Genomic DNA, 22639 nt, shown 5'->3' with positions numbered 1-22639 from the left:
GTTTACATTTGGTTATTTTTTAATCACATCAGGAATGGAAATTACTATGGATCTCGCCTTTGATCGCCAGCATATCTGGCATCCCTACACATCAACGTTGACACCTCTGACCTGCTACCCGGTCACAAATGCAGACGGTGTTTACCTAGAATTAGAAGGCGGAAAACGAATTATTGATGGCATGTCATCTTGGTGGTCAACCATTCACGGCTACAACCACCCAGAACTAAACGCTGCGGCTCACAGTCAAATTGATAAAGTTTCACACGTTATGTTTGGTGGTATCACCCATCAGCCCGCTATCGATTTGTGTAAAAAGCTTTTGAATCTAGCACCAAGTAATCTTGAACATGTATTCTTGGCTGATTCAGGTTCAGTCGCGGTAGAAGTAAGCCTTAAAATGGCGCTTCAATACTGGCATGCCAAGGGGCAACCTCGTTCGAAATTCCTGACACTCAGAGATGGCTACCACGGTGATACTTTTGCGGCGATGTCAGTGACCGACCCAGATAATTCAATGCACAGCCTCTACAAAGGCTTTCTGCCGGAACACATTTTCGCTGATTCACCAAAAACTGGCTTTTGGGATGAGTGGGACGCCAAAGACATTGATAGCTTTCGCGAAAAGTTGACCGTACACCATGAAGAAATCGCTGCCGTGATCCTAGAGCCAATTGTTCAAGGAGCTGGCGGTATGCGCATCTACCACCCTGAGTTCCTAAAACAGGTTCGATTGCTGTGTGATGAATTCAACGTATTGTTGATTTTGGATGAGATTGCAACTGGATTTGGTCGCACTGGGAAACTGTTCGCTTGTGAGCATGCCGATGTTCAACCGGACATTCTATGCTTGGGTAAAGCGCTGACTGGCGGCTACATGACCCTTTCAGCAACGCTAGCGAGCAAAGAAGTCGCTGATACGGTATGTGGTGGTGAAGCGGGCTGTTTTATGCACGGTCCCACCTTTATGGGTAACCCATTGGCTTGCGCCGTCGGCGCAGCAAGTTTATCGATCATAGAGCAAGGCCATTGGCAAAATCAGACTCAACAGATCGAACAACTCTTCTCTGAATTACTGCCACCTTTGCGAGAGCATGATCTGGTTAAAGACGTACGCTGGCTAGGAGCGATTGGCGTTGTTGAAACACACACACCTGTCGATATGGAAACCATTCAAGCTCATTTTGTTGAGCAAGGTGTTTGGATTCGCCCATTTGGTAAATTGATTTATATGATGCCTCCCTTTATTAGTAAGCCAGAACATATCGAGCAGCTTGTTTCAGCCATTGAAAGTGTATTACAGGATAATAACTGCTTTAAGTAAAACTAACGGAGTTTACTCTTATCTTCCTTTGTTAGTGAATCTCATAAATTAAAAGGCCTTACGTGAAAGTAAGGCCTTAGTATATTTTCGGTGATAGTTAACAATTTAACGTAATTGGCTATCTTTACTTGCTCGACTGTTAAACAATGAATGTCGATGTGCTGCATGCTCTAACATTGATTGGCATTCAATACAGAAACGTACGCCTTTAATCGCAAGACGTCTTTGTTCTGGTATCTCATCACCGCATTCATCGCAATAACGCAAGCTTTCTCCGCCTTGAATGTTACCTCTTACTCGAGAGATCTCATCATCTATGGTATTTTGAATTTGCTGGCTGACACTATCGTCACCAGCCCATCCTACGGCCATAAGCCCTCCTCAGTATTTGAACGAGAAAATCTATACCTACCGCGGTAAGAGCATATTATAGCCACATTCAAGGATTGTAATAATTATCAAAATTAATAAAACACTATTACGCACAGGTAACAAAAGTTATTTATTTCTCGCCACCGCACTATTCTATAGGCAATAAAAAACCCAGCCTGCTGGCTGGGTTTTATGAGCAATCTGATGCTTAATCAGTCTAATTAACCGATGTGCGTTACGCCGCCCATGTATGGCTGAAGCACTGCTGGGATAGCAATACGGCCATCAGCTTCTTGGTTGTTCTCAAGAATAGCAACCATAGTACGACCAACAGCAAGACCAGAACCGTTTAGTGTGTGTACAAGTTCAGGTTTCTTCTCGCCTTTACGACGGAAACGAGCTTGCATACGACGTGCTTGGAAATCCCACATGTTTGAACAAGAAGAGATTTCACGGTAAGTCTCTTGTGCTGGAACCCATACTTCTAAGTCGTAAGTTTTCGCAGAACCGAAGCCCATGTCACCTGTACATAGAATCACTTTACGGTAAGGAAGCTCTAGAAGTTGAAGTACTTTCTCAGCGTGACCAGTTAGCTCTTCAAGCGCTGCCATTGAGTCTTCTGGCTTAGTGATTTGTACTAATTCAACTTTGTCGAATTGGTGCATACGGATAAGACCACGAGTGTCACGACCGTAAGAACCCGCTTCAGAACGGAAACACGGCGTGTGAGCCGTCATCTTAAGTGGCAGTTCAGCTTCATCAGTAATTGTGTCACGAACCATGTTCGTTACCGGAACTTCCGCAGTAGGGATAAGCGATAGCGTCTTAAGAGGCACATCACTTACTTGCTCAGTTAGCGGGCTTGTGTGGAACAAGTCTTCGCCGAACTTAGGAAGTTGACCAGTACCGTAAAGGCTATCGTGGTTCACTAGGTACGGTACGTACATTTCTGTGTAGCCGTGCTCATCTGTGTGAAGGTCCAACATGAACTGAGCAATAGCACGGTGTAGACGCGCAAACTTGCCTTTCATCACGATGAAACGAGAACCAGAGATTTTAACTGCGCTAGCAAAATCAAGACCGCCAGACATTTCGCCAAGATCTACATGATCTTTCACTTCAAAGTCGTAAGCCTTAGGTTGACCCCAACGAGAAACTTCTACGTTGTCGTCTTCATCTTTACCATCTGGCACTTCTGCATCAGGTAGGTTAGGAATAGACATTGTGATCGTTTCTAGCTCAGATTGAAGATCAGCCAATGCTACTTTAGCTTGGTCTAGTTCTGCGCCTAAGTTGCCTACTTCTGCAAGGATACGCTCAGCTTCTTCATGGTCGCCTTTTGCTTTCGCTTGACCAATGGACTTCGATCGAGAGTTACGTAACGCTTGTAGCTCTTCAGTTTTCATCTGAAGGGACTTACGTTTTTCTTCAAGTTCACGAATTGTCTCTACATCAAGGGTGAAGCCTCGACGTGCTAATTTTGCCGCTGTTTCATCCAGCTCAGCTCGAAGTAATTTAGAATCCAGCATTGCTAATCCTATGCTTTAGTTATTTGAATATTCAGTAGTTTGCTACTGAATCACTGCTAAACCTCTAAAACTGGTGCTATTTCGACCAACTTTTAACGATTTAATTGAATTTTTATGACTAGGTAACGATATCCAAAAAAGACTACTTTTCATAGCGTTTTTGTGGGCTTTTTGCGTCCAAATCCGCCAGATAATCTAGCTTCTCGCCAATTTTGGTCTCTAAGCCTCGTTTTGTTGGGAAATAGTATTGCTTCTCTCCCATTTCAGGAGGCAGATACTTTTCGCCAGCCGCGTAGGCTCCAGGTTCGTCATGAGCATAACGGTATTCTTGCCCGTAGCCCATGTCCTTCATCAAAGTTGTGGGTGCATTCCGCAAATGATGAGGGACTTCATACTCAGGCAGATTGTGCGCGTCTGTTAACGCTTGCTTCCAAGCTGTATAAACGGCGTTACTCTTTGGTGCACACGCGAGATAAACAACCGCCTGTGCAATCGCACGCTCCCCTTCAGCAGGGCCAATACGTGTAAAACAATCCCAAGCCGACATCGCGACTTGCATTGCGCGAGGGTCAGCATTGCCAATATCTTCAGAAGCAATCGCCAGCAAGCGTCTAACGATATACAGAGGATCGCAACCTGCCGCAATCATGCGTGCCGACCAATATAAAGCGGCATCAGGGTTTGAACCACGAATTGACTTATGAACTGCAGATATTAGGTCGTACCAAATGTCGCCTTTATTATCAAAACGAGCGACCTTCTCACCGGCCACTTCAGCCAGCAACTGCAAGGTTATCGCTTTCTCGCCTTTATCGTTGTCTTCTGCCATGTCATACAGCAGTTCAAGATAGTTAAGCGACATACGCGCGTCGCCGTTAACCAGTTCTGCAAGGCGATCTAAAACATTATCAGCAAAATCAGCAGGCACATCACCTAACCCGCGTTGCTTATCTTCAATCGCTTGGCGGATAACGAGGGAAATATCCTCGGTATTGAGAGAAGTCAGTTTGTAGACACGCGCACGTGACAACAAAGCATTGTTCAATTCAAAAGAAGGGTTTTCTGTCGTCGCACCAATAAAGGTCACGGTACCATCTTCGATATGAGGCAGAAAAGCATCCTGCTGACTTTTGTTAAAGCGATGGACTTCGTCCACAAACAGGATGGTTCTGCGCCCTGCTTGCTTGTTCTCGCGCGCTTTTTCAATCGCAATACGAATGTCTTTTACGCCCGAAGTTACCGCCGATACGCGTTCAACTTCTGCATTCGCATAGTTTGCTGCTACTTCGGCTAACGTCGTTTTACCGGTGCCCGGAGGCCCCCACAAAATCATCGAGTGGATATGGCCCGCTTCCAATGCTCTGCGAAGTGGTTTACCTGGGCCTAATATATGCTGCTGACCGATGTACTGCTCGACAGTTTCCGGTCTCATACGAGCAGCAAGGGGACGAAAATCTTCGTCCCCCGCAAAATCTAAGCTGTAATTACTCAATTGCAATCTCTTGATTCGTTGATGGCATTAATGCCTATCGACGTACTACCAAACGATCTGCTTGTTTAGATCAGTTTCTTTGGTCGTCGACCTCGACACCTTCCGGCGCCACAAAAGTAAAACGGTCTGCTGCAGGTTTACCCAAGTCAACATTGCTAAAGGTAAACTCACCTTTTTGACCGTCTTGTTCAATCACATTAAAGCCCTGAACAATGCCGCTCTCGGTGATATTAATCTGGAAGTCACCCTGATTAGAGTCCGCTGCCGTTGGTGTTAGTGTAAATTGGTTACCCGTTTGCGCGACGTTGTAGTTATCCCAATCGCTTTCTTGGTTACGAGTCAGCAGTACGAAAGGCGTTTGCGACGTCGCTTGTTCTTGCCAGTAAATGCTCACTTGCTCAATGAACGGGCTGTAGTACCACAAGCTTTGGCCATCAGATACCAATAGGTTTTCATCAGGGAACGTGGTTTCCCAGCGGAATAAGCTAGGGCGCGCAATCTCTACAGTGCCCTCGCCTTCCATTACTACATCACCATCAGGGCTGGTCACAACTTGTTTAAAGTCAGCACTAAAACCTGCGTTCAATGCCAAACGGCTACTCAGCTCTTCTTTCGGAGAAGCAAATACTGAGAAGCTCATAAATAAAAGTGCAAATACTTTTTTCATCAATAATCCTGTTAAAACATAAGTCGGTCATATTCTCGATTTGACCGACTTAATGGACATAAGTTCATAGGGCGTGTTGACCTAATCTTTTGGTGGCGCTGGCGCTAAGACTTCTCGGTTACCGTTATGGCCCGGCGCACTTACGATACCTTGCGCTTCAAGTTGCTCAACAATACGTGCTGCGCGGTTATAACCGATCTTGAATCGACGCTGTACGCCAGAAACTGAACCACGACGTGAGTGAACAACGTGTTCTACTACTTGATCAAACAGAGGATCGACTTCTTCATCACCTTCCATCTTCTCGCCCGGAAGCAAGGTTTCAGGAGTTTGTTCACCGTTGGTGATTTCATCAATATAGTTTGGCTTACCACGCGCTTTCCAGTTATTCACGACTGCGTGTACATCGTCATCAGACGCAAAGGCACCATGAACACGAGTTGTATGACTAGAACCCGGCGGCAAGTAAAGCATATCACCCATGCCCAATAGTGATTCGGCACCACCTTGGTCAAGGATAGTTCGTGAATCCGTTTTGGTTGATACCGTAAAGGCCACACGAGTTGGAATGTTCGCTTTGATAAGGCCGGTAATAACATCCACCGAAGGACGCTGCGTCGCTAGGATCAAGTGAACACCCGCCGCACGAGCTTTTTGTGCCAAACGTGCAATCAGTTCTTCAACCTTCTTACCGACCACCATGATTAGGTCGGCAAATTCATCAACGATAACCACAATGTAAGGCAGCTTCTCAAGCAATGGCGCTTCAGGGTCCATGCTGTCGCCCGGCTTCCACAGTGGATCGTGAATTGGATGACCCGCTTCCGCAGCCATCTTAAGCTTATCGTTGTAACCTTTAATATTACGAACGCCTAACGCTGACATCAGCTTATAACGGCGTTCCATCTCGCCTACACACCAACGAAGGGCGTTCGACGCATCTTTCATGTCGGTTACCACTTCAGACAATAGATGAGGGATGCCTTCGTAAACCGATAACTCAAGCATTTTCGGGTCGATCATGATGAATCGAACATCTTCCGGTGATGCTTTGTAAAGCATACTCAGAATCATTACGTTCACACCTACCGACTTACCAGAACCGGTTGTACCAGCAACCAGAACGTGAGGCATTTTCGATAGATCAGCAATGACCGCTTCACCTGCGATGTCTTGTCCTAGAACCACTGTCGTCGGCGATTTCGCTTCTTGGAACTGAGGGCTAGCAACCACATCTGAGAAGAATACCGTTTGACGACTCATGTTCGGCAGCTCTAAGCCAACATAAGGTTTACCCGGAATCACCTCTACAACACGTACAGCCAATGCAGAGAGCGAACGAGCCAAGTCCATAGAAAGGCCCGAAATACGGCTCACTTTCACGCCTGGAGCCAGATCAAGTTCGAATCGAGTGATTACTGGACCTGGGAAAATATCAACCACATCAGCTTTGATCTTATAGTCCGCTAGCTTAGATTCAACAAGGCGAGCAATCGCCTCTAATGCATCACGGTCAATAAAGGTTTCACGCTTTTCAGGGTGGAATAACAATTCAAGCGTTGGTAATGGCTCAGCAGGTTTCGGTAAATTAACATCTTGTTGAACCAAGAACGGGTTCTGCGCCGCTGCCATATTCGCTTGTGCTTCAGAAACAATGCTTTGGAATGCGGCGACATCTTGATCTTGATGCGAAGGTTCTTCTTCCGTTACCTCTTCCCAAGGAAGATCAACAGCTGGTTCTTGGCTTTGCTCTGTTGGTTGTTCAGGTTCTGAATGTTCTTCTTGGTAAGAGAAAGGTTCAAACAGCTCGTCGGTTAATGCTGCGTCAGCTAACTCAGCTTCAGTCTGTTCAGATTCAAGATCTGAAGCCTGTTCGTAGCTTTGATCTTCCGTTACATCAAACGGTGAAGGTTGTGCAGAGAAATCGTCTTCCACTGTTGCTTCTGGCTCGCCTATAGGTGAAGCGTATAAAGATTCAGGCTGAACATCTTCAGCACCGAATTCGCCATTTACTTGTGGTGAGCTATCTAACTCTGGTTCAGCACTTTCAAGTTCAGCATGAGTAGGGCTAACTTCTGATTGTTCGTTCTGCATGTATTGTTGGTACGCAACCTGAGACTCATGCGCGTCGACCTGATCTTGTTCCGCTAGATCATCTTCATACATGGCCGCATTTTCTAGCTGCTCTATCGTTGCATTCAACTGCTTCGAGCGCTCAATACCTTCTTCTAATGGCTCTTCTGGCGTTTGGTAAATAGGAGCAGTAGGGATCGGTTGCTCTGGCTCAATTGCAGCTTGAAGCTGAACCTGAGGTTGTTCATGAACAGCAACATCTTGCTTCGCAGCAGCTTCGACTGGCATGTGAATATTGTAATGACGCTTCGGCGATGCAGCATTGTCTAGCGCACTTGCCGCCACACCTGAAGAATCATTAGTCGCGGAAAAGCTCATCGCAGGATCTAGCGGGTCATGCTCTGTTGATTCTTTGTTGTCTTCTAAAGCAGGAACATCACGGTAAGTCGGCTCTTGATGACGCTCTTCGATTAAATCGCGGTCTGCTGATTCTCTTAACTGAGGCTCTAGTAGCTCTTGATCTTGGCCACGAGCCATATTAACAGCAGATGTGAAGAATTTGATGGCACATTCACCCAGCCATTCCACAATGCTTAACCAAGAAATACCGGTTAATAGAGTAAAGCCAGCACCCCATAAGAAAAGAAGGACTAGCGTACTACCAAGAACATTCAACGTCGGAAGTGCAAGGCTGGTTAAGACGTCGCCCACTACGCCACCTGATGAAAAGTACCAGATGTCGTCAAAGTTGATATCCGCTAGACCACAACTAGTAAGGATTAAGATAGTCAGGCCGAGTAAGCGAGTGCCCCACAGCATGAAGTCGATCTGCTCGTCTTCATTACGTTTGCGGAATAATACCCACGCAGCAACCGTCACTAAGATAGGCAAAGGGTAAGCCAAAGAACCAAATACGAAGAAAAGCGTATCCGCCAACCAAGCACCTAGGTAGCCACCCGCATTTTGAATGTCACCACCCCACGCCGTTTGCGACCATGATGGGTCTGCAGGACTAAAAGTTAATAACGCAACGGCAAGTAGAATAGAGAAGAGAACACCGAGAATCAGACTGCACTCTTTGAGACGTTGAGAACCACTCAAACGAGGAGACTGGGGCTCTTCACTCGTTTTAATGATTGTTTCTACTTTATTACTGCTCTGCTTGAACATAAACCAACTTAATAATTAAACGGGATAAAAACATCTCGAGCGGCCGAAGCCGCTCGTTTCAATGAAACTACTGTTGATTTAACCATATCAAACAGAAAAACCCAATTCCAGAAAGCAAGAAAGCGGAACAAATGTCCGCTTTCTTTCATTTCACCAATTGTGACTAACGAGTTTTAATCACAAGTTGATTGGTTTGTTTCACTTCTTCCATTACTACGTAAGTTCGAGTGTCGTTTACGCCCGGTAGACGAAGTAACGTATCACCCAGTAGCTTACGGTAAGCACCCATATCAGATACACGTGTTTTTAGAAGATAGTCAAAATCACCCGACACTAAATGACACTCTTGGATGTCATCCAGTTTCTGCACAGCGGTGTTGAATTGTTCGAACACATCTGGCGCACCACGGTTCAACGTAATTTCAACAAACACTAAAAGTGAAGCATCAAGGTACTGTGGGTTCAGCAACGCTGTGTACCCAGTAATGTAACCTTGACGTTCTAAACGACGAACACGTTCAAGACATGGAGTCGGAGAAAGTCCTACTCGTTTTGAGAGTTCAACGTTTGAGATACGACCGTCTTTTTGCAACTCATTAAGAATGTTGCGGTCAATACGATCTAGTTCCTTGGACGGCTTCTTATAATTGTCTGCCATTTTTTATTCCACCTTATTACTTCCTTGCAAAAAAATATACTACAACTTTTTAATATTCAGTATCAAATTTTATCTGAACCTATCTATACTAGATATTAATTCGACAGAATTACCCTACACATAGATAAAACAACCAAAATAAAATGAGGAGTCAGGATGATCATTGGCGTACCTAAGGAAATCAAGAACCACGAATACCGCGTTGGTATGACCCCAGCTAGCGTGAGAGAACTAATCTCACACGGCCACCAAGTTTTTGTAGAAACCAATGCCGGTACTGGTATCGGTTTTTCAGACGATGATTACATCGCTGTAGGCGCATCCATTCTTCCTACTGCTGCTGACGTTTTCGCGAAAGCAGAGATGATTGTAAAGGTTAAAGAACCTCAAGCTGTCGAGCGAGCTATGCTTCGCGAAGGGCAAATATTATTTACCTATTTACACCTTGCACCAGATTTTCCACAAACTGAAGAGCTTATCAAGAGCAAAGCTGTCTGCGTAGCCTATGAGACTGTAACAGATAATATGGGTCGCTTGCCACTATTAGCACCAATGTCTGAAGTAGCTGGTCGTATGTCTATTCAAGCAGGTGCACAAACATTAGAGAAATCTAACGGTGGTTGTGGTCTTCTTCTTGGTGGCGTTCCAGGTGTTGAACCAGCAAAAGTTGTTGTTGTTGGCGGTGGTGTTGTAGGTGCTAACGCAGCACGTATGGCTGTTGGCCTTCGCGCTGATGTTACAATTCTTGACCGTAACGTAGATACTCTTCGTCGTCTTGATGAAGAGTTCCAAGGTCGCGCAAAAGTGGTTTATTCTACTGAAGACGCTATCGAGAAGCATGTTCTAGAAGCAGACCTAGTGATTGGTGCAGTACTAATCCCTGGTGCAGCAGCGCCTAAACTGGTTACAAAAGAGCACATCGCTAAGATGAAGCCAGGTTCAGCTGTTGTTGACGTTGCAATCGACCAAGGCGGTTGTTTCGAGACATCTCACGCAACCACTCATGCAGACCCAACTTACATTGTTGATGACGTAGTTCACTACTGTGTTGCAAACATGCCAGGTGCTGTAGCGCGTACTTCAACTTACGCACTAAACAATGCAACACTTCCTTACATTGTTAAGTTAGCGAACAAAGGCTACCGCGAAGCACTTCTGTCTGATGAAGGCTTCCTAGAAGGTCTAAACGTCATTCACGGTAAAGTAACTTGTAAAGAAGTTGCAGAGAGCTTTGACCTTGAATACGTAGATCCAGCTGAAGCAATCGCAATGTTTAACTAATGATGTAGTGGTTAACTGAACGTAATAATTTTCTCGTTGAAGCGTTCAGTTGATTGATACACATTAAACAAAAAGCCAGTACGACATTATGTCGCGCTGGCTTTTTTGCGTTTATGACTTTATTTGTATCTATAGCTTTATTTTGCATTAATGGATTTAGGTCGAAAAAACACGTAATAGTACGGTTTACCACTAGTGCTCGATTTTAATCCCATGAATCAATAGGTTTCTTGGCGTAATACTGCGTTCGCAGAACTCTTCAATCGAGGCTTCATAACCTTGCTCTTGTAGATAGATAGCGCGATCTAAAGCTAGCCATACCTCTAAAGGTCTTCTAAAGACTTGTTGAACCAAACTCAGCTTTTCCATTTCCCAGAAAAGCACTTCGCCTTGAACCAAATAAGAGTCAAAATCGATATCTGAACCAAGCGACATCTCTTTCACATCAGATGCCCAGCGGCAGAATGATTCAAAACCCTCAGCTAACTCTGATTTTTTGATGCTCGGTACAGGAATGTATTCTTCAATATGAAGTTCAGCCTTAAGTAACTGCCTGAAGCCTAGACGATAGCTCATCTCTAGTTGGCGATGTCTCTTTACTCTTTCACCACCAGTTACGGTTTCTTGAAGCGGGATTCTTAAGTCGCTCTTACTTAACGTTAATGCTGATCTTTTCGCGACAGAAGACATCGCTTGGTAGTTTTCGCTTCGAATAAGATGATAACAACAAGGGGAAATCGTGACCGCGGGTAACCCATGTGACACTGACTTTTTAACCAGCTCAACATGAAGATCGCCACAAGCATGAAGGGCTACGGCATGTTGGTTTGAGTTAAATACGTCATCGGCATCGTCAGAAAACGCATCACCTTGAACAAAGTTCATCTCTAATTTCTGGTCATCCGCAATCTTTTGTCCGCTTTCGCATAACGATTGCTGCCATTCAAAGCTAGTGACTTTTTGATCAGATTGTTGAGATAGAATTCGACCAAGAAAGCCTTTACCAGAACACCACTCGAGCCACTCTTTGCCATGGTGATGATCTAATACAGCCTCGCCCATCGCGATAACTTGATATAGCTTTCGGCCAGGAATACCCTCAGCAGTACCACGAGGGAGGTCTAAACCAACCAAAGCTGTGTTATCGAACTGGATATTCTGAGTGGCAGTATCTAATTCAGGGAGGAAGCGAGTCAGTTCCTCAACCAAAAGCTTGGGCTGCTCTTTTAAAGTTTGAATGCTTTCATTATTTAAGCTTTCTAACCAATCAACGAGTGGACGATTGACCTCTTTCCAAGGCTGCTGTTGAGTTTGGCATAGGTGAAAAGGCTCTGAACGCCAGTAAATCTGGTGCTCTAGCAAAAATGAATCGAGTATTTTAAATCGTGAATGCATGCTTCCCCCTATGATGCGTGGATTGTAGGGGGAAGAGGTCAAAATGGAAAGGGGCGATAACGAGAACTAAAACGAAAGCTAAAGCCCAAAAGAAAAACGGCCTGCAAATACAGGCCGAATAAAAATCTAGATTTACACGATGAGATTAACGAACAGGTAGCTCAATATCTTTAAACATCTCTTCGATCTCTTCATTCGATTTCAAAGAAATAGCTTGCTCAACCACTGGGCGAGTTAGGTGCGGCGCAAAACGCTCCATAAAGTCAAACATGTAAGAACGCAGGAAGGTACCTTTTCTAAAGCCAATACTGGTTGTGCTTGCACCAAATAGATGGCTCGCATCAATCGCAATCAAGTCAGTATCTTGCTCGTGGTCAATCGCCATACTTGCGATGACACCAACACCAATGCCCATACGAACGTAGGTTTTGATGACGTCTGCATCGGTTGCGGTAAACACAACGCGCGGTGTTAGACCAACTTTGTTGAACGCCGTATCAAGCTCAGAACGTCCAGTGAAACCAAATACGTAGGTCACTAGGGAATAAGCCGCAAGATCTTCAATCGTGATATTGCGCTTCTGTGCCAGAGGGTGATCTTTGGTCACGACGATCGAACGGTTCCAGTGATAACAAGGCAGCATAATTGCGTCTTGGTATAGGTGCAGCGCTTCCGTTGCAATCGCAAAATTCGCTGTCCCCTTAGCGACTGCTTCTGACATTTGGCTTGGTGTGCCTTGGTGCATGTGAAGCGATACTTTTGGATAGCGCGCCGTGAAACCTTTAATCACATCAGGCAGTGCATAACGAGCTTGAGTATGAGTGGTTGAGATATTCAACGTGCCCATCTCGGGATGAGTGTGCTCGCCGGCTACGGCTTTAATACTTTCAACACGAGCCAAAATCTCTTGAGAGATACGAATGATATCCTCACCCGCTTGGGTAACCTGTGTTAAATGCTTACCACTACGCTCGAAAATCTGAATACCTAGCTCATCTTCAAGTAATCTAACTTGCTTACTAATGCCAGGCTGAGATGTATACAAACTCTCTGCTGTCGCTGAAACATTTAGGTTATGGTTTACAACCTCAACAATGTACTTCAGTTGCTGTAACTTCATATCTAACCTCGTAATCCTTTACTCATTTCTGTGCTAACTTATTTGCAAAGAGAGCGTGATAGTCTCGTGTAATATAATCATTAGTTATAACGCTTCGAGCACAGAAATGACAGAAAAATTGAATTTTTATAGCTCAACAAACAAAAACATCACTAACGCTTTGCAACCAAGTCCTCATTCTCATACATTAGTTGGTAAATTTTGATTGCCGATTTCGCTCAACAAGAGATAATCAGAAATTGCAATTTACGAGTGCCGATACACAATGGAATCGTGTATCCTCTCTAGTTAGCTATAGAAAACAATAAGCAGACACAAATATATGAATATTGGTTTAATAATCGCCTTAGTAGCCGTTCTTTTGGTGTTGGTTTTAGGCTACAACATCATGCTTCAATACAAAGTTAAGGTAGAAACAGCGAAGAAACAGGAAGCATCTCGTTATCTAACCATTATTGACGGAACAGAAGAGCTGATTGGCAATGCTCACCATATGCCGTTTAGCCAAGATCTTCTTATATGCTTAAACAATCGAATTCTAGATGCATTAGAAAACATGTATCAGCTCGATCCTAAAAACAAGCAGCTTGCCCAACGCATTGAAAGTGTAAAACAACAGATCACGCAACTTAAAGAGAACTACCAAGGTGGTGAAAGCACTACTTTCCGCGTGCCAAGCAGTGACAAGCAAGCAATCATGATGCTTAAGCTCGTTAAGCGCCTACGTGACACGGTGCGTAACGAGCACAATAAAGGCCGCTTCGAGACTCAAGCTTATGTGGTTGAAAACGCTCGTCTAGAGACGATTCAAATTCGCATCAACATCGAAAATGTTATCAAGCGTGCAAACGACTCGATTTCTCGCGGACAACCAGGAACGGCAATTCAGTTACTGCGTAAAGGTATTGACGCACTAGCCACCAAGAACGATTCATATTCAACTCAAGCAAAAGAAAAGCTTCAGCAGATGCTTAACGAGCTTGATCAGAAGCGCCAAGATAAAAACGCGCAAGATTTACAACAGATCGAATCTAAAGAACGTGATGACGACATGGATGCCCTCTTTGGTCAGAAGAAGAAATGGTAACAGTCTAACTCAACACTTAAAGGCCGCCTTATTTACACAAATAGGCGGCCTTTTTTGTGCCTGTCGAATTTCCTTTCTCTGTATAGGGAGATCTCTTGAGCTGTGATAAAATCTCGCATTATCAACAAACTTGCCCTGACCATGTATCAAGAATTATTAGCTCCAATCCACTCTTTTCTTAAAGCTGAAACGCCAGATTCATGGATCGATGAAGCCAAAAAGCCTGAAAATCTGCACATCATTCTACGCGACCACATGCTTTGTGAACTTAAGGCGGCACAGAGTGCTTTGTTCCTTATCCGCAAGTACGCCGTTGATAAAGAAAGTGCAAAGCAACTGAATGAATGGATTTTGCCGTACGAGCAATTTGCTTACCGTCGTATCGGAGACTTAGAGTCTCTGCGTGGTAAAAGCAACGTATCCAAGCAAATCACAGCGAAAGAAGGCTGTAATTACGGTGCTGACCTGATCGATAAGATGGTACTACTGATCAAAGAAGAGCTGCATCACTTCTACCAAGTCATGGAGTTGATGGAGAAGAAAGGCGTGACTTACCAACCGATCGAGGCGGGTCGTTATGCTAAAGGCTTGATCAAACAAGTTAAGACTTACGAACCTGATGCTTTAGTTGATAAGCTTATCATCGGCGCGTTTATTGAAGCACGCTCTTGTGAACGTTTTGCAAAACTGGCCCCTTTCTTAGAAGAAGACATGGAGAAGTTTTACGTATCCCTACTTCGTTCAGAAGCTCGTCACTACCAAGATTACCTTGAGTTAGCAGAGCAAATCGCAGGTAAAGATATCTCGGAACGTATCGCCCACTTCGCTCAAGTAGAAGCGGATCTGATCACCTCAGACGACAGCGACTTTAAATTCCACAGTGGCGCACCAGTATAATCCGCTAAGAAAGCACGCTCCAATCCAAACAAAGAAGGCCAGCTATTTGCTGGCCTTCTTATTTGTTTCGCGCTAGCTATAAGAGAAAGTTAAGCTAGCGTGCCGTTGATCTCAGCAAGCACAGCTGCAGGGTCTACAGCTTGAGTAATTGGACGACCGATAACCAAGTAGTCAGAACCTGATTCAATCGCTTTAGAAGGCGTCATGATGCGCTTCTGATCACCAACATCAGCGCCAACAGGGCGGATACCTGGAGTCACTAGTTTAAACTCCTGACCAAGCGCACCTTTCAATAAAGAAGCTTCTTGTGCTGAACACACCACACCGTCGAGACCAGAGTTTTTTGTAAGAGAAGCTAAACGCATCACTTGTTGCTGTGGTTCTAGATCCAACCCGATGCCCGCTAGATCCGATTGCTCCATGCTCGTCAGTACTGTTACGCCAATCAGCAATGGACGATCTTTACCGTAAGGCTCCAAAATTTCGCGAGAAGCCGTCATCATGCGCTCACCGCCACTTGCGTGTACATTTACCATCCATACGCCTAGTTCAGCGGCTGCACGAACGGCTTTTGAACATGTGTTCGGGATATCGTGGAACTTTAGGTCCAAGAATACTGAAAAACCACGCTTGTGTAATTCACGAACAAACTCAGGACCAAACAGGGTGAACATCTCTTTACCCACTTTAAGGCGGCAAGATGCTGGGTCAATACGATCAACAAAGGCTAACGCATCCGCTTGGTTGTCATAATCCAAGGCTACAATGATTTTTTGGTCGTTCATTTCATCTCCTAACGCAGTTAACTTTCTTAAAAAATATCTATCTACCCTTGCAGGCGATATATAACAGTCATAAAAATGCAGCCCGAAAGCTGCAATTAATAATTTGGTCTTTTAATGACCACAAATCTATTCACCATCCAACCCACGAATAGGCTTGATCGTTCCCCACCCCTTACATGAAGGGCAGTGCCAATACATTGAGTGTGTTGAGAATCCACACTGACGACAACGATAATGAGGCTTAACCTTAAGCTGTTCACCAACCATAGATTGAAGCGTAGTTAAACTTTCTTTTGCTCGACCTTCTTCGGCTTCTGCTAGGTGATAATCGATTAATCGATAAAAACCTTTCATAGTTGGGTTTTTGACAAGCTGCTTGGTCAGTAACTCTTGAGCAGAACCAATGTCTTCATGATGCGCGACCAACTGAGCAAGCATCAATTCAGCGGATACACCGGCTTTATTCTGGATACACGCTTTAAGGAACTCGACCAGTAGCGCTTCTTGCCCAAGTTTGTGGTAACACTCAGCAAGGGTTGGCAACACCTCACTAATAAAATCGATATCTTGTTCGAGTACCGACTCCAGACAATCAATTGTCTTTTGGTAATCTTCATTCGCTAAGTGGAACTTACCTAAAGCAATACTGGCACGGACACATTTAGGGTCTTCAGAAAGCGCCTTCTTGAAGTGCTGAAGTGCTTTTGAGCGATTGCCATCAGCTTGTTCCTGCATCGCAAGTTCACACCAAAAATGCGCTACTGTCCCACGCATCTTCATTTTCTTCTTACCAAGCTTAACGAGGATATTTCCGTAATGGATAGCCTTATTCCACTCTCGAGTTTGCTGATAAATAGCAACTAACTGCTGCAAAGCACCCTCTTTGTGGTCGGGTTCTTCTACAAGCTGTTCAAAGATTTTTTCGGCGCGATCAAGAAAACCAGAGACCATGTAGTCTTTAGCTAATTGTTGCAGTGCGAGATTTTTCTGCTCGAGAGTAAGCCCCGAACGGGAGATAAGATTTTGGTGAATACGAATAGCGCGGTCGACTTCGCCTCTTGAGCGGAACAAGTTGCCCAAAGCCAAATGAGTATCAATAGTTTCATTGTCTACTTGAAGTAGTTCAATGAAGTGATCAACCGCTTTGTCAGATTGGTCTGACAGTAATAGGTTCAAACCCGTCACGTATTGACGGGAGATCTGGTGTGATTGCTTTTGTTTTTCTTGCTGAGCATTACGATTACCCATATACCAACCATAAGCGGCTGCGATGGGCAAAAGTAAGAACAGTAACTCTAACATCAAATATAGCCTTTAAGCTTTAGTATCAGCAGCGACCTGCTTTGATTGCTTATTGAGTTGCTTCTTCAAGCGATGAATTTTTAGCTGAGACCGCATGTGCATATTGCCAAAGACTAACCAAGCAAGGCCGAAGCCTGAAACGAACACAACGCCTAGTAAACTTGATAGATGGAAGTCACCTTGAGCTAGCAGATAGTTGAAATTCACAGTTGTTTGGTTTTGAGAGCCTAAAGCCAGTGCAATTAGGAAAAGTGCGATAACGGCGACTATTTTTATAATTTTCATAGTTCATCACTCATTGGTTAGTTAGCTGTACGATTATGCAGGAAAATTACTAATCAGACCACCATATTATGGTCATAAAAAAGCGGCATACATTATAGTATGCCGCTTTTCTTAATTCCGATAAGTAGGCTACAGTCCTGAGTTTACTCGTTCACGTAGCTCTTTACCTGGTTTAAAGTGAGGAACGTATTTGCCTTCCAACTCAACCTTGTCACCAGTTTTAGGATTACGTCCAACACGAGGCTCACGGTAATGCAGAGAAAAGCTGCCAAAGCCGCGAATTTCGATTCGATCACCACTTTCTAGTGTTGAAGCCATGTGCTCTAAAATGTCTTTTACAGCGTCTTCAATTTCTTTTGCAGAAAGATGCGTTTGCTCAGCGCATAGTCTTTCAATCAATTCAGACTTAGTCATAGTTACCCTCGTTGGTTTTCTTTTTAGAAATTATAGACCTATCGGAAAAATAAGCAAAAAAAAAGGAGCCTTACGGCTCCTTTCTTGGCTAGATAGCTATAATTCTCTTAATGAGAAGCTATTATTCGCCTTTAGCAGCTTTGAATGCGTCTGCCATTGCGTTACCGAACGCGCCTTCTTCAGACTTGTTCAGTGAAGCCATTGCTTCTTGCTCATCAGCTTCATCTTTAGCTTTGATAGATAGGTTGATTACGCGGTTCTTACGGTCTACACCAGTGAACTTCGCTTCAACGCTGTCGCCAACGCTTAGGATTAGAGATGCATCTTCGATACGGTCGCGAGAAACTTCAGAAGCGCGGATGTAACCTTCAACGCCTTCGATTAGCTCGATAGTAGCGCCTTTCGCGTCAACTGCAGTAACAGTACCGTTTACAAGAACACCTTTCTTGTTGTCAGCAACGTATGCGTTGAACGGGTCGTTTTCCATTTGCTTAACGCCAAGAGAAATACGCTCACGCTCTGCATCTACTGCTAGAACAACAGCAGAGATTTCGTCGCCTTTCTTGTATTCACGTACAGCTTCTTCGCCTGCAGCGTTCCAAGAAATGTCAGATAGGTGTACTAGACCGTCGATACCGCCTTCTAGACCGATGAAGATACCAAAGTCAGTGATAGACTTGATCTTACCAGTAACTTTGTCGCCCTTAGCTTGCATTTCTGCAAATGACTGCCATGGGTTAGCTTTACACTGTTTCAGACCTAGAGAGATACGACGACGCTCTTCGTCGATATCAAGAACCATAACCTCAACTTCGTCGCCAACATTAACAACTTTAGAAGGGTGGATGTTCTTGTTAGTCCAATCCATTTCAGAAACGTGTACTAGACCTTCAACGCCTTCTTCGATTTCAACGAAGCAGCCGTAGTCAGTTAGGTTTGTAACACGACCAGAAAGCTTGTGACCTTCTGGGTAACGCTTAGCGATTGCTACCCATGGATCTTCGCCTAGTTGCTTAAGACCTAGTGAAACACGAGTGCGCTCACGGTCGAACTTAAGAACTTTAACTAGGATTTCGTCACCAACGTTAACGATCTCTGATGGGTGCTTAACGCGCTTCCAAGCCATATCTGTGATATGTAGAAGACCATCAACACCGCCAAGGTCAACGAATGCACCGTAGTCAGTAAGGTTCTTAACGATACCTTTAACTTCAGTACCTTCTTGTAGAGTTTCAAGAAGTTCGTCACGCTCAACACTGTTTTCAGATTCGATAACAGCACGACGAGAAACAACAACGTTGTTACGCTTCTGGTCTAGCTTGATTACTTTGAACTCTAGCTCTTTGTTTTCTAGGTGAGCAGTGTCACGGATAGGACGTACGTCTACTAGAGAACCTGGAAGGAAAGCACGGATACCGTTAAGTTCAACAGTGAAACCGCCTTTAACTTTACCGTTGATGATACCAACAACAGTTTCAGCTTCTTCGCAAGCTTTCTCAAGTACGATCCAAGCTTCGTGACGCTTAGCTTTCTCACGAGAAAGTTGAGTCTCACCGAAACCATCTTCAACAGCGTCTAGAGCTACGTCTACTTCAGCACCAACTTCAACTTCAAGTTCGCCAGCAGCGTTCTTGAATTGTTCAGCAGGGATAGCAGATTCAGACTTAAGACCAGCGTCTACAAGAACGAAACCGTTCTCGATAGCTACTACAGTACCTTTAACGATGCTGCCTTGTTGGAATTCAGTTTCAGATAGAAACTCTTCAAAGAGTTGAGCAAAAGATTCAGTCATTATTTAATCTTCAATAATTAAACGTCCATGGGTATCCTACCGCATGGGGTTGATAAATTCGCCGGTCATCATCCTTGCGACCAACGTTCGTACTAGCTCGGCGAAATTACCCAGCCAGTTTCGATTCAATATAGTGTAGTGCTTTTTCTACTACCTGCTCAATATTCATTGAGGTGGAGTCAAGCACGAGAGCATCCTCTGCAGGGCGAAGTGGCGCCACTGGGCGATTACGATCTCGATCGTCTCGCTCTTGGATCTCGCTCAAAAGGTCGTCAAATTTAACATCTAACCCCTTCTGTTGCAACTGTTTAAGGCGGCGACTCGCACGCTCTTCAGCACTTGCATCTAAAAATATTTTCGCTTCAGCTTCAGGAAACACAACCGTTCCCATGTCACGGCCATCTGCAACCAAACCAGGCGCGGCGCTGAATGCACGTTGACGACGAAGCAGTGCTTCACGAACGCGAGGTAAAGCAGCAACTTTTGAAGCCGCCATGCCCGTCTCTTCTTTACGAAGTTCACCAGACACATCTTCACCTTCTAGTATAACCTTAACTAAGTCGCCTTCAGCAATAAACTGCACGTCTAAGTGTGTAGCAAGCGGTACTAAAGCATCTTCTGATTCAGTATCCACACCATGGTGAATTGCCGCTAAAGCCAATACGCGATAGATCGCACCTGAGTCTAGAAGATGAAAGCCTAGCTTATCTGCTAGCAACATACACAGGGTACCTTTACCTGCACCACTTGGTCCATCAACCGTAATCACTGGGCTTTGAGAAGGCATCTTTTACTCCACGTTTTGTCGTAAGTTTTATTCTGTACTAGCGATTCGCCACTACTTTATAGGCGGCATATTATAGAGAAAAATTGAAAGTCGAGCGAGGTAAATCTCAGATAATTCCGTGTTGATGATGCATAAACCAATGCAACCGACTCAATATCCGTTTGCTTAGGTCAATCAGACACGCATCCGCTTTTCGATAGCGTACTTTTCGATAGATAGAAAAAAGCCTCGCAACAAGCAAGGCTCATGATTTTGCATTTTTGTAGAGCAAAGAAGTAGTCGCTCAAAGAAGCTTAGCCAATAATAGCTCGAACCGCTTCAAGGTCTTCAGGCGTATCAACACCAGCAGCTGGTGCTTCAGCCGCAACATCTACATGGATTTTTTCACCGTACCAAAGCACTCGTAATTGCTCTAGGCACTCAATACGCTCAAGAGTACTTGGTTCCCAGTTGATGTAGGTATTGATGAAACCCGCTCGATAAGCATAGATACCAATATGACGCAGCAAAGGAGATTCCGCTGCAGTACCGTTGTTCGCGTAAGCATCGCGATCCCAAGGGATGGTTGCTCGGCTGAAATACAAGGCATAACCGTCTTTATCGGTTACAACTTTAACGGCGTTAGGGTTAAACACTTCATCAGCATGAGTGATTTCCACACCTAACGTTGCCATCGGAGCAGTACTGTTCGCAAGATTGTTCGCAACCTGATTAATGATCGCAGGTGGGATAAGTGGCTCATCACCCTGAACATTCACGATTATATGATCATCAGGAATATTCATAACTTCAATCACTTCAGCTAGGCGCTCAGTGCCTGACTCATGATTCGGTGATGTCATACAAACGGTCGCGCCAAATGCTTTAGCCGCTTTTTCAACTCGAGCGTCGTCGGTAGCGATAATAACGTTATCGGCACCCGCCTTCATTGACTGTTCGTATACCCATTGAATCATCGGCTTGCCACCAATGTCAGCAAGTGGCTTTCCTGGTAAACGGCTCGATTGATATCTTGCAGGTATAACAACCGTATAAGACATTACTTACCCTCATCCATAGAAACGGTGCGAGCTTCAGGTTCTAAAAGAACAGGAATACCCTCTTTAATTGGGTAAGCAAGGCGATCAATTTTACAAACAAGCTCTTGCTTATCCTTGTCAAAAGTTAGTTTACCTTTACATACAGGGCAAGCAACGATCTCAAGTAGACGGTGATCCATAGTATTCCATAACCTCTTTTATTCTTTTTAAAATTTGCTGTTGCGAACCTTCATCAAACTGCGCAGAAACTGGAAGATACCACCAGTTGTCTTGAGCATATTCCTCGCATTTTACAGCGTCTTTTTCTGTCATAATCAGATTCATGCCTTTCTTAGCTAAGGCATGAAGTTCATCTTTATCAAAATCTTGGTGGTCGGCGAAGCCCTGTGTGAAAACCACATCACCATCAAGATCGTTTAATGTTTTAAAAAAGCGTGGCGGATGACCTATTCCAGCAAAAGCCACAAGCTTCTGCAGTTCTGCTACCGATATTTTCTGACCAGTTTTTAGATTCACAGCTTGGCTTGGTTGCAAAGACATTGAAAACTCTCGCCCTTGCTCCTTTCCGCCATTATTAATCAAGAAATCTACATCATCCAAACGTGATACTGGCTCTCGTAATGGACCGAGTGGAATCAAACACTCATTACCAAAACGTCTTGCACCATCGATAACTGAAAATTCAATGTCACGTTCAAGCGCATAATGCTGGAGACCATCATCAGTGATGATGACATTAACACCTTCACTCAACAAAGCCTTTACTGCATTCGCCCGTACAGGGTCAACCGCAACAGGACAACCAGTTCGCTTTCGAATCAAACGAGGTTCATCACCCGAATATTCGGCTGGTGTATTTTCATCTAGTACGAGTGGATAGCTTGGCGCTTTAGCTCCATAACCTCGCGACACCACACCTGGTTTAAAGCCGTTGGCTTGCAACATCTCAACCAACCAAATCACAACTGGTGTTTTACCATTACCACCAGCGGTAATATTACCAACAACAATTACTGGCAGTGGTGGACGGTAGGTTTCTTTCTTCCCCGATAGATAAGCGTCACGACGTTGACCGCTGATCATTTTGAACAGCAGACTCAGTGGCCACAATAGCGGCCAGAGAAGATATTTCAAAGGGTGATTGTTAAACCAAATCTTTTCGATCACAA

At 44.5% G+C, this 22639-nt stretch carries 21 protein-coding genes; 4 read left to right on the top strand and 17 right to left on the bottom strand.

The window, feature by feature from the left end:
• The first annotated feature begins 46 nt into the window (after positions 1-46).
• Complete coding sequence (bioA, locus tag QQ041_RS01070) at positions 47-1324, top strand: adenosylmethionine--8-amino-7-oxononanoate transaminase (protein ID WP_285952919.1); 1278 nt, start codon at positions 47-49, stop codon at positions 1322-1324.
• A gap of 105 nt (positions 1325-1429) precedes the next feature.
• On the opposite strand, the gene QQ041_RS01065 is transcribed toward bioA, so the two are convergent.
• The 6 genes from QQ041_RS01065 to lrp all read right to left on the bottom strand — a co-directional run bounded on the left by QQ041_RS01065 (position 1430) and on the right by lrp (position 9285).
• On the bottom strand, positions 1430-1696 hold the full coding sequence (locus tag QQ041_RS01065) for a DksA/TraR family C4-type zinc finger protein (protein WP_285952918.1): 267 nt from the start codon (positions 1694-1696) through the stop codon (positions 1430-1432).
• 221 nt (positions 1697-1917) lie between these two features.
• Positions 1918-3225 carry a serine--tRNA ligase gene (serS, locus tag QQ041_RS01060; protein WP_048658298.1) on the bottom strand — a complete coding sequence of 436 codons (1308 nt, stop codon included), beginning with the start codon at positions 3223-3225 and terminating at the stop codon, positions 1918-1920.
• 142 nt (positions 3226-3367) lie between these two features.
• Positions 3368-4723 (bottom strand): replication-associated recombination protein A, encoded by a 1356-nt coding sequence (locus QQ041_RS01055; RefSeq protein ID WP_279626287.1) that lies wholly within the window; start codon positions 4721-4723, stop codon positions 3368-3370.
• Positions 4724-4787: 64 nt separating this feature from the next.
• Positions 4788-5384 (bottom strand): outer membrane lipoprotein chaperone LolA, encoded by a 597-nt coding sequence (gene lolA / locus QQ041_RS01050; RefSeq protein ID WP_285952917.1) that lies wholly within the window; start codon positions 5382-5384, stop codon positions 4788-4790.
• An 81-nt stretch (positions 5385-5465) separates the two neighbouring features.
• Positions 5466-8627: a DNA translocase FtsK 4TM domain-containing protein gene (locus QQ041_RS01045; RefSeq protein WP_285952916.1), complete on the bottom strand. Its 3162-nt coding sequence runs from the start codon at positions 8625-8627 to the stop codon at positions 5466-5468.
• 163 nt (positions 8628-8790) lie between these two features.
• Positions 8791-9285: a leucine-responsive transcriptional regulator Lrp gene (lrp, locus tag QQ041_RS01040; RefSeq protein ID WP_004734558.1), complete on the bottom strand. Its 495-nt coding sequence runs from the start codon at positions 9283-9285 to the stop codon at positions 8791-8793.
• Between the two features lie 156 nt (positions 9286-9441).
• Between lrp and ald the strand changes: the two genes are divergently transcribed.
• Positions 9442-10566 (top strand): alanine dehydrogenase, encoded by a 1125-nt coding sequence (gene ald / locus QQ041_RS01035; protein WP_017060246.1) that lies wholly within the window; start codon positions 9442-9444, stop codon positions 10564-10566.
• A 192-nt stretch (positions 10567-10758) separates the two neighbouring features.
• Here the strand turns inward: ald and QQ041_RS01030 are convergent, their stop codons facing one another.
• Together QQ041_RS01030 and cysB are read right to left on the bottom strand one after the other, a co-directional pair.
• Positions 10759-11961 carry a methyltransferase gene (locus tag QQ041_RS01030; RefSeq protein WP_285952915.1) on the bottom strand — a complete coding sequence of 401 codons (1203 nt, stop codon included), beginning with the start codon at positions 11959-11961 and terminating at the stop codon, positions 10759-10761.
• Between the two features lie 145 nt (positions 11962-12106).
• Entirely contained in the window at positions 12107-13081 is a 975-nt protein-coding gene (gene cysB, locus QQ041_RS01025; protein ID WP_061039392.1) for an HTH-type transcriptional regulator CysB, read from the bottom strand.
• 322 nt (positions 13082-13403) lie between these two features.
• Here cysB and QQ041_RS01020 point away from each other — a divergent pair, with 322 nt between their 5' ends.
• Together QQ041_RS01020 and QQ041_RS01015 are read left to right on the top strand one after the other, a co-directional pair.
• The gene (locus QQ041_RS01020) at positions 13404-14168 is read left to right on the top strand and encodes a DNA repair protein (protein ID WP_146491842.1); all 765 of its coding nucleotides are present in this window, start codon (positions 13404-13406) and stop codon (positions 14166-14168) included.
• Between the two features lie 102 nt (positions 14169-14270).
• Positions 14271-15065 (top strand): tRNA-(ms[2]io[6]A)-hydroxylase, encoded by a 795-nt coding sequence (locus QQ041_RS01015; protein ID WP_285952914.1) that lies wholly within the window; start codon positions 14271-14273, stop codon positions 15063-15065.
• Between the two features lie 89 nt (positions 15066-15154).
• Here the strand turns inward: QQ041_RS01015 and pyrF are convergent, their stop codons facing one another.
• The 9 genes from pyrF to lpxK all read right to left on the bottom strand — a co-directional run bounded on the left by pyrF (position 15155) and on the right by lpxK (position 22637).
• Positions 15155-15850 carry an orotidine-5'-phosphate decarboxylase gene (pyrF, locus tag QQ041_RS01010; protein ID WP_061031782.1) on the bottom strand — a complete coding sequence of 232 codons (696 nt, stop codon included), beginning with the start codon at positions 15848-15850 and terminating at the stop codon, positions 15155-15157.
• Between the two features lie 126 nt (positions 15851-15976).
• Positions 15977-17152 (bottom strand): lipopolysaccharide assembly protein LapB, encoded by a 1176-nt coding sequence (gene lapB / locus QQ041_RS01005; protein WP_285952913.1) that lies wholly within the window; start codon positions 17150-17152, stop codon positions 15977-15979.
• Between the two features lie 12 nt (positions 17153-17164).
• Positions 17165-17437, bottom strand: a complete 273-nt coding sequence (locus tag QQ041_RS01000) for a LapA family protein (RefSeq protein WP_010439925.1) — start codon at positions 17435-17437, stop codon at positions 17165-17167.
• 129 nt (positions 17438-17566) lie between these two features.
• Complete coding sequence (ihfB, locus tag QQ041_RS00995; RefSeq protein WP_010439923.1) at positions 17567-17851, bottom strand: integration host factor subunit beta; 285 nt, start codon at positions 17849-17851, stop codon at positions 17567-17569.
• A 121-nt stretch (positions 17852-17972) separates the two neighbouring features.
• Positions 17973-19643 (bottom strand): 30S ribosomal protein S1, encoded by a 1671-nt coding sequence (rpsA, locus tag QQ041_RS00990; protein ID WP_010439921.1) that lies wholly within the window; start codon positions 19641-19643, stop codon positions 17973-17975.
• 106 nt (positions 19644-19749) lie between these two features.
• Positions 19750-20430, bottom strand: a complete 681-nt coding sequence (gene cmk, locus QQ041_RS00985; protein ID WP_017060237.1) for a (d)CMP kinase — start codon at positions 20428-20430, stop codon at positions 19750-19752.
• A 293-nt stretch (positions 20431-20723) separates the two neighbouring features.
• Positions 20724-21470, bottom strand: a complete 747-nt coding sequence (kdsB, locus tag QQ041_RS00980; RefSeq protein WP_146491841.1) for a 3-deoxy-manno-octulosonate cytidylyltransferase — start codon at positions 21468-21470, stop codon at positions 20724-20726.
• Complete coding sequence (locus tag QQ041_RS00975; RefSeq protein ID WP_004736429.1) at positions 21470-21649, bottom strand: Trm112 family protein; 180 nt, start codon at positions 21647-21649, stop codon at positions 21470-21472. The genes kdsB and QQ041_RS00975 overlap by 1 nt, the downstream gene beginning before the upstream one ends.
• Positions 21630-22637, bottom strand: a complete 1008-nt coding sequence (lpxK, locus tag QQ041_RS00970) for a tetraacyldisaccharide 4'-kinase (protein ID WP_146491840.1) — start codon at positions 22635-22637, stop codon at positions 21630-21632. Before lpxK ends, QQ041_RS00975 begins: the two co-directional genes overlap by 20 nt.
• Positions 22638-22639: the final 2 nt, after the last annotated feature.

This window comes from Vibrio sp. TMPB1044 (genome assembly GCF_030442075.1).
GTDB classification, from domain to species: Bacteria; Pseudomonadota; Gammaproteobacteria; order Enterobacterales; family Vibrionaceae; genus Vibrio; species Vibrio satsumensis.
This window is presented reverse-complemented; position numbering and strand designations above follow the sequence as displayed.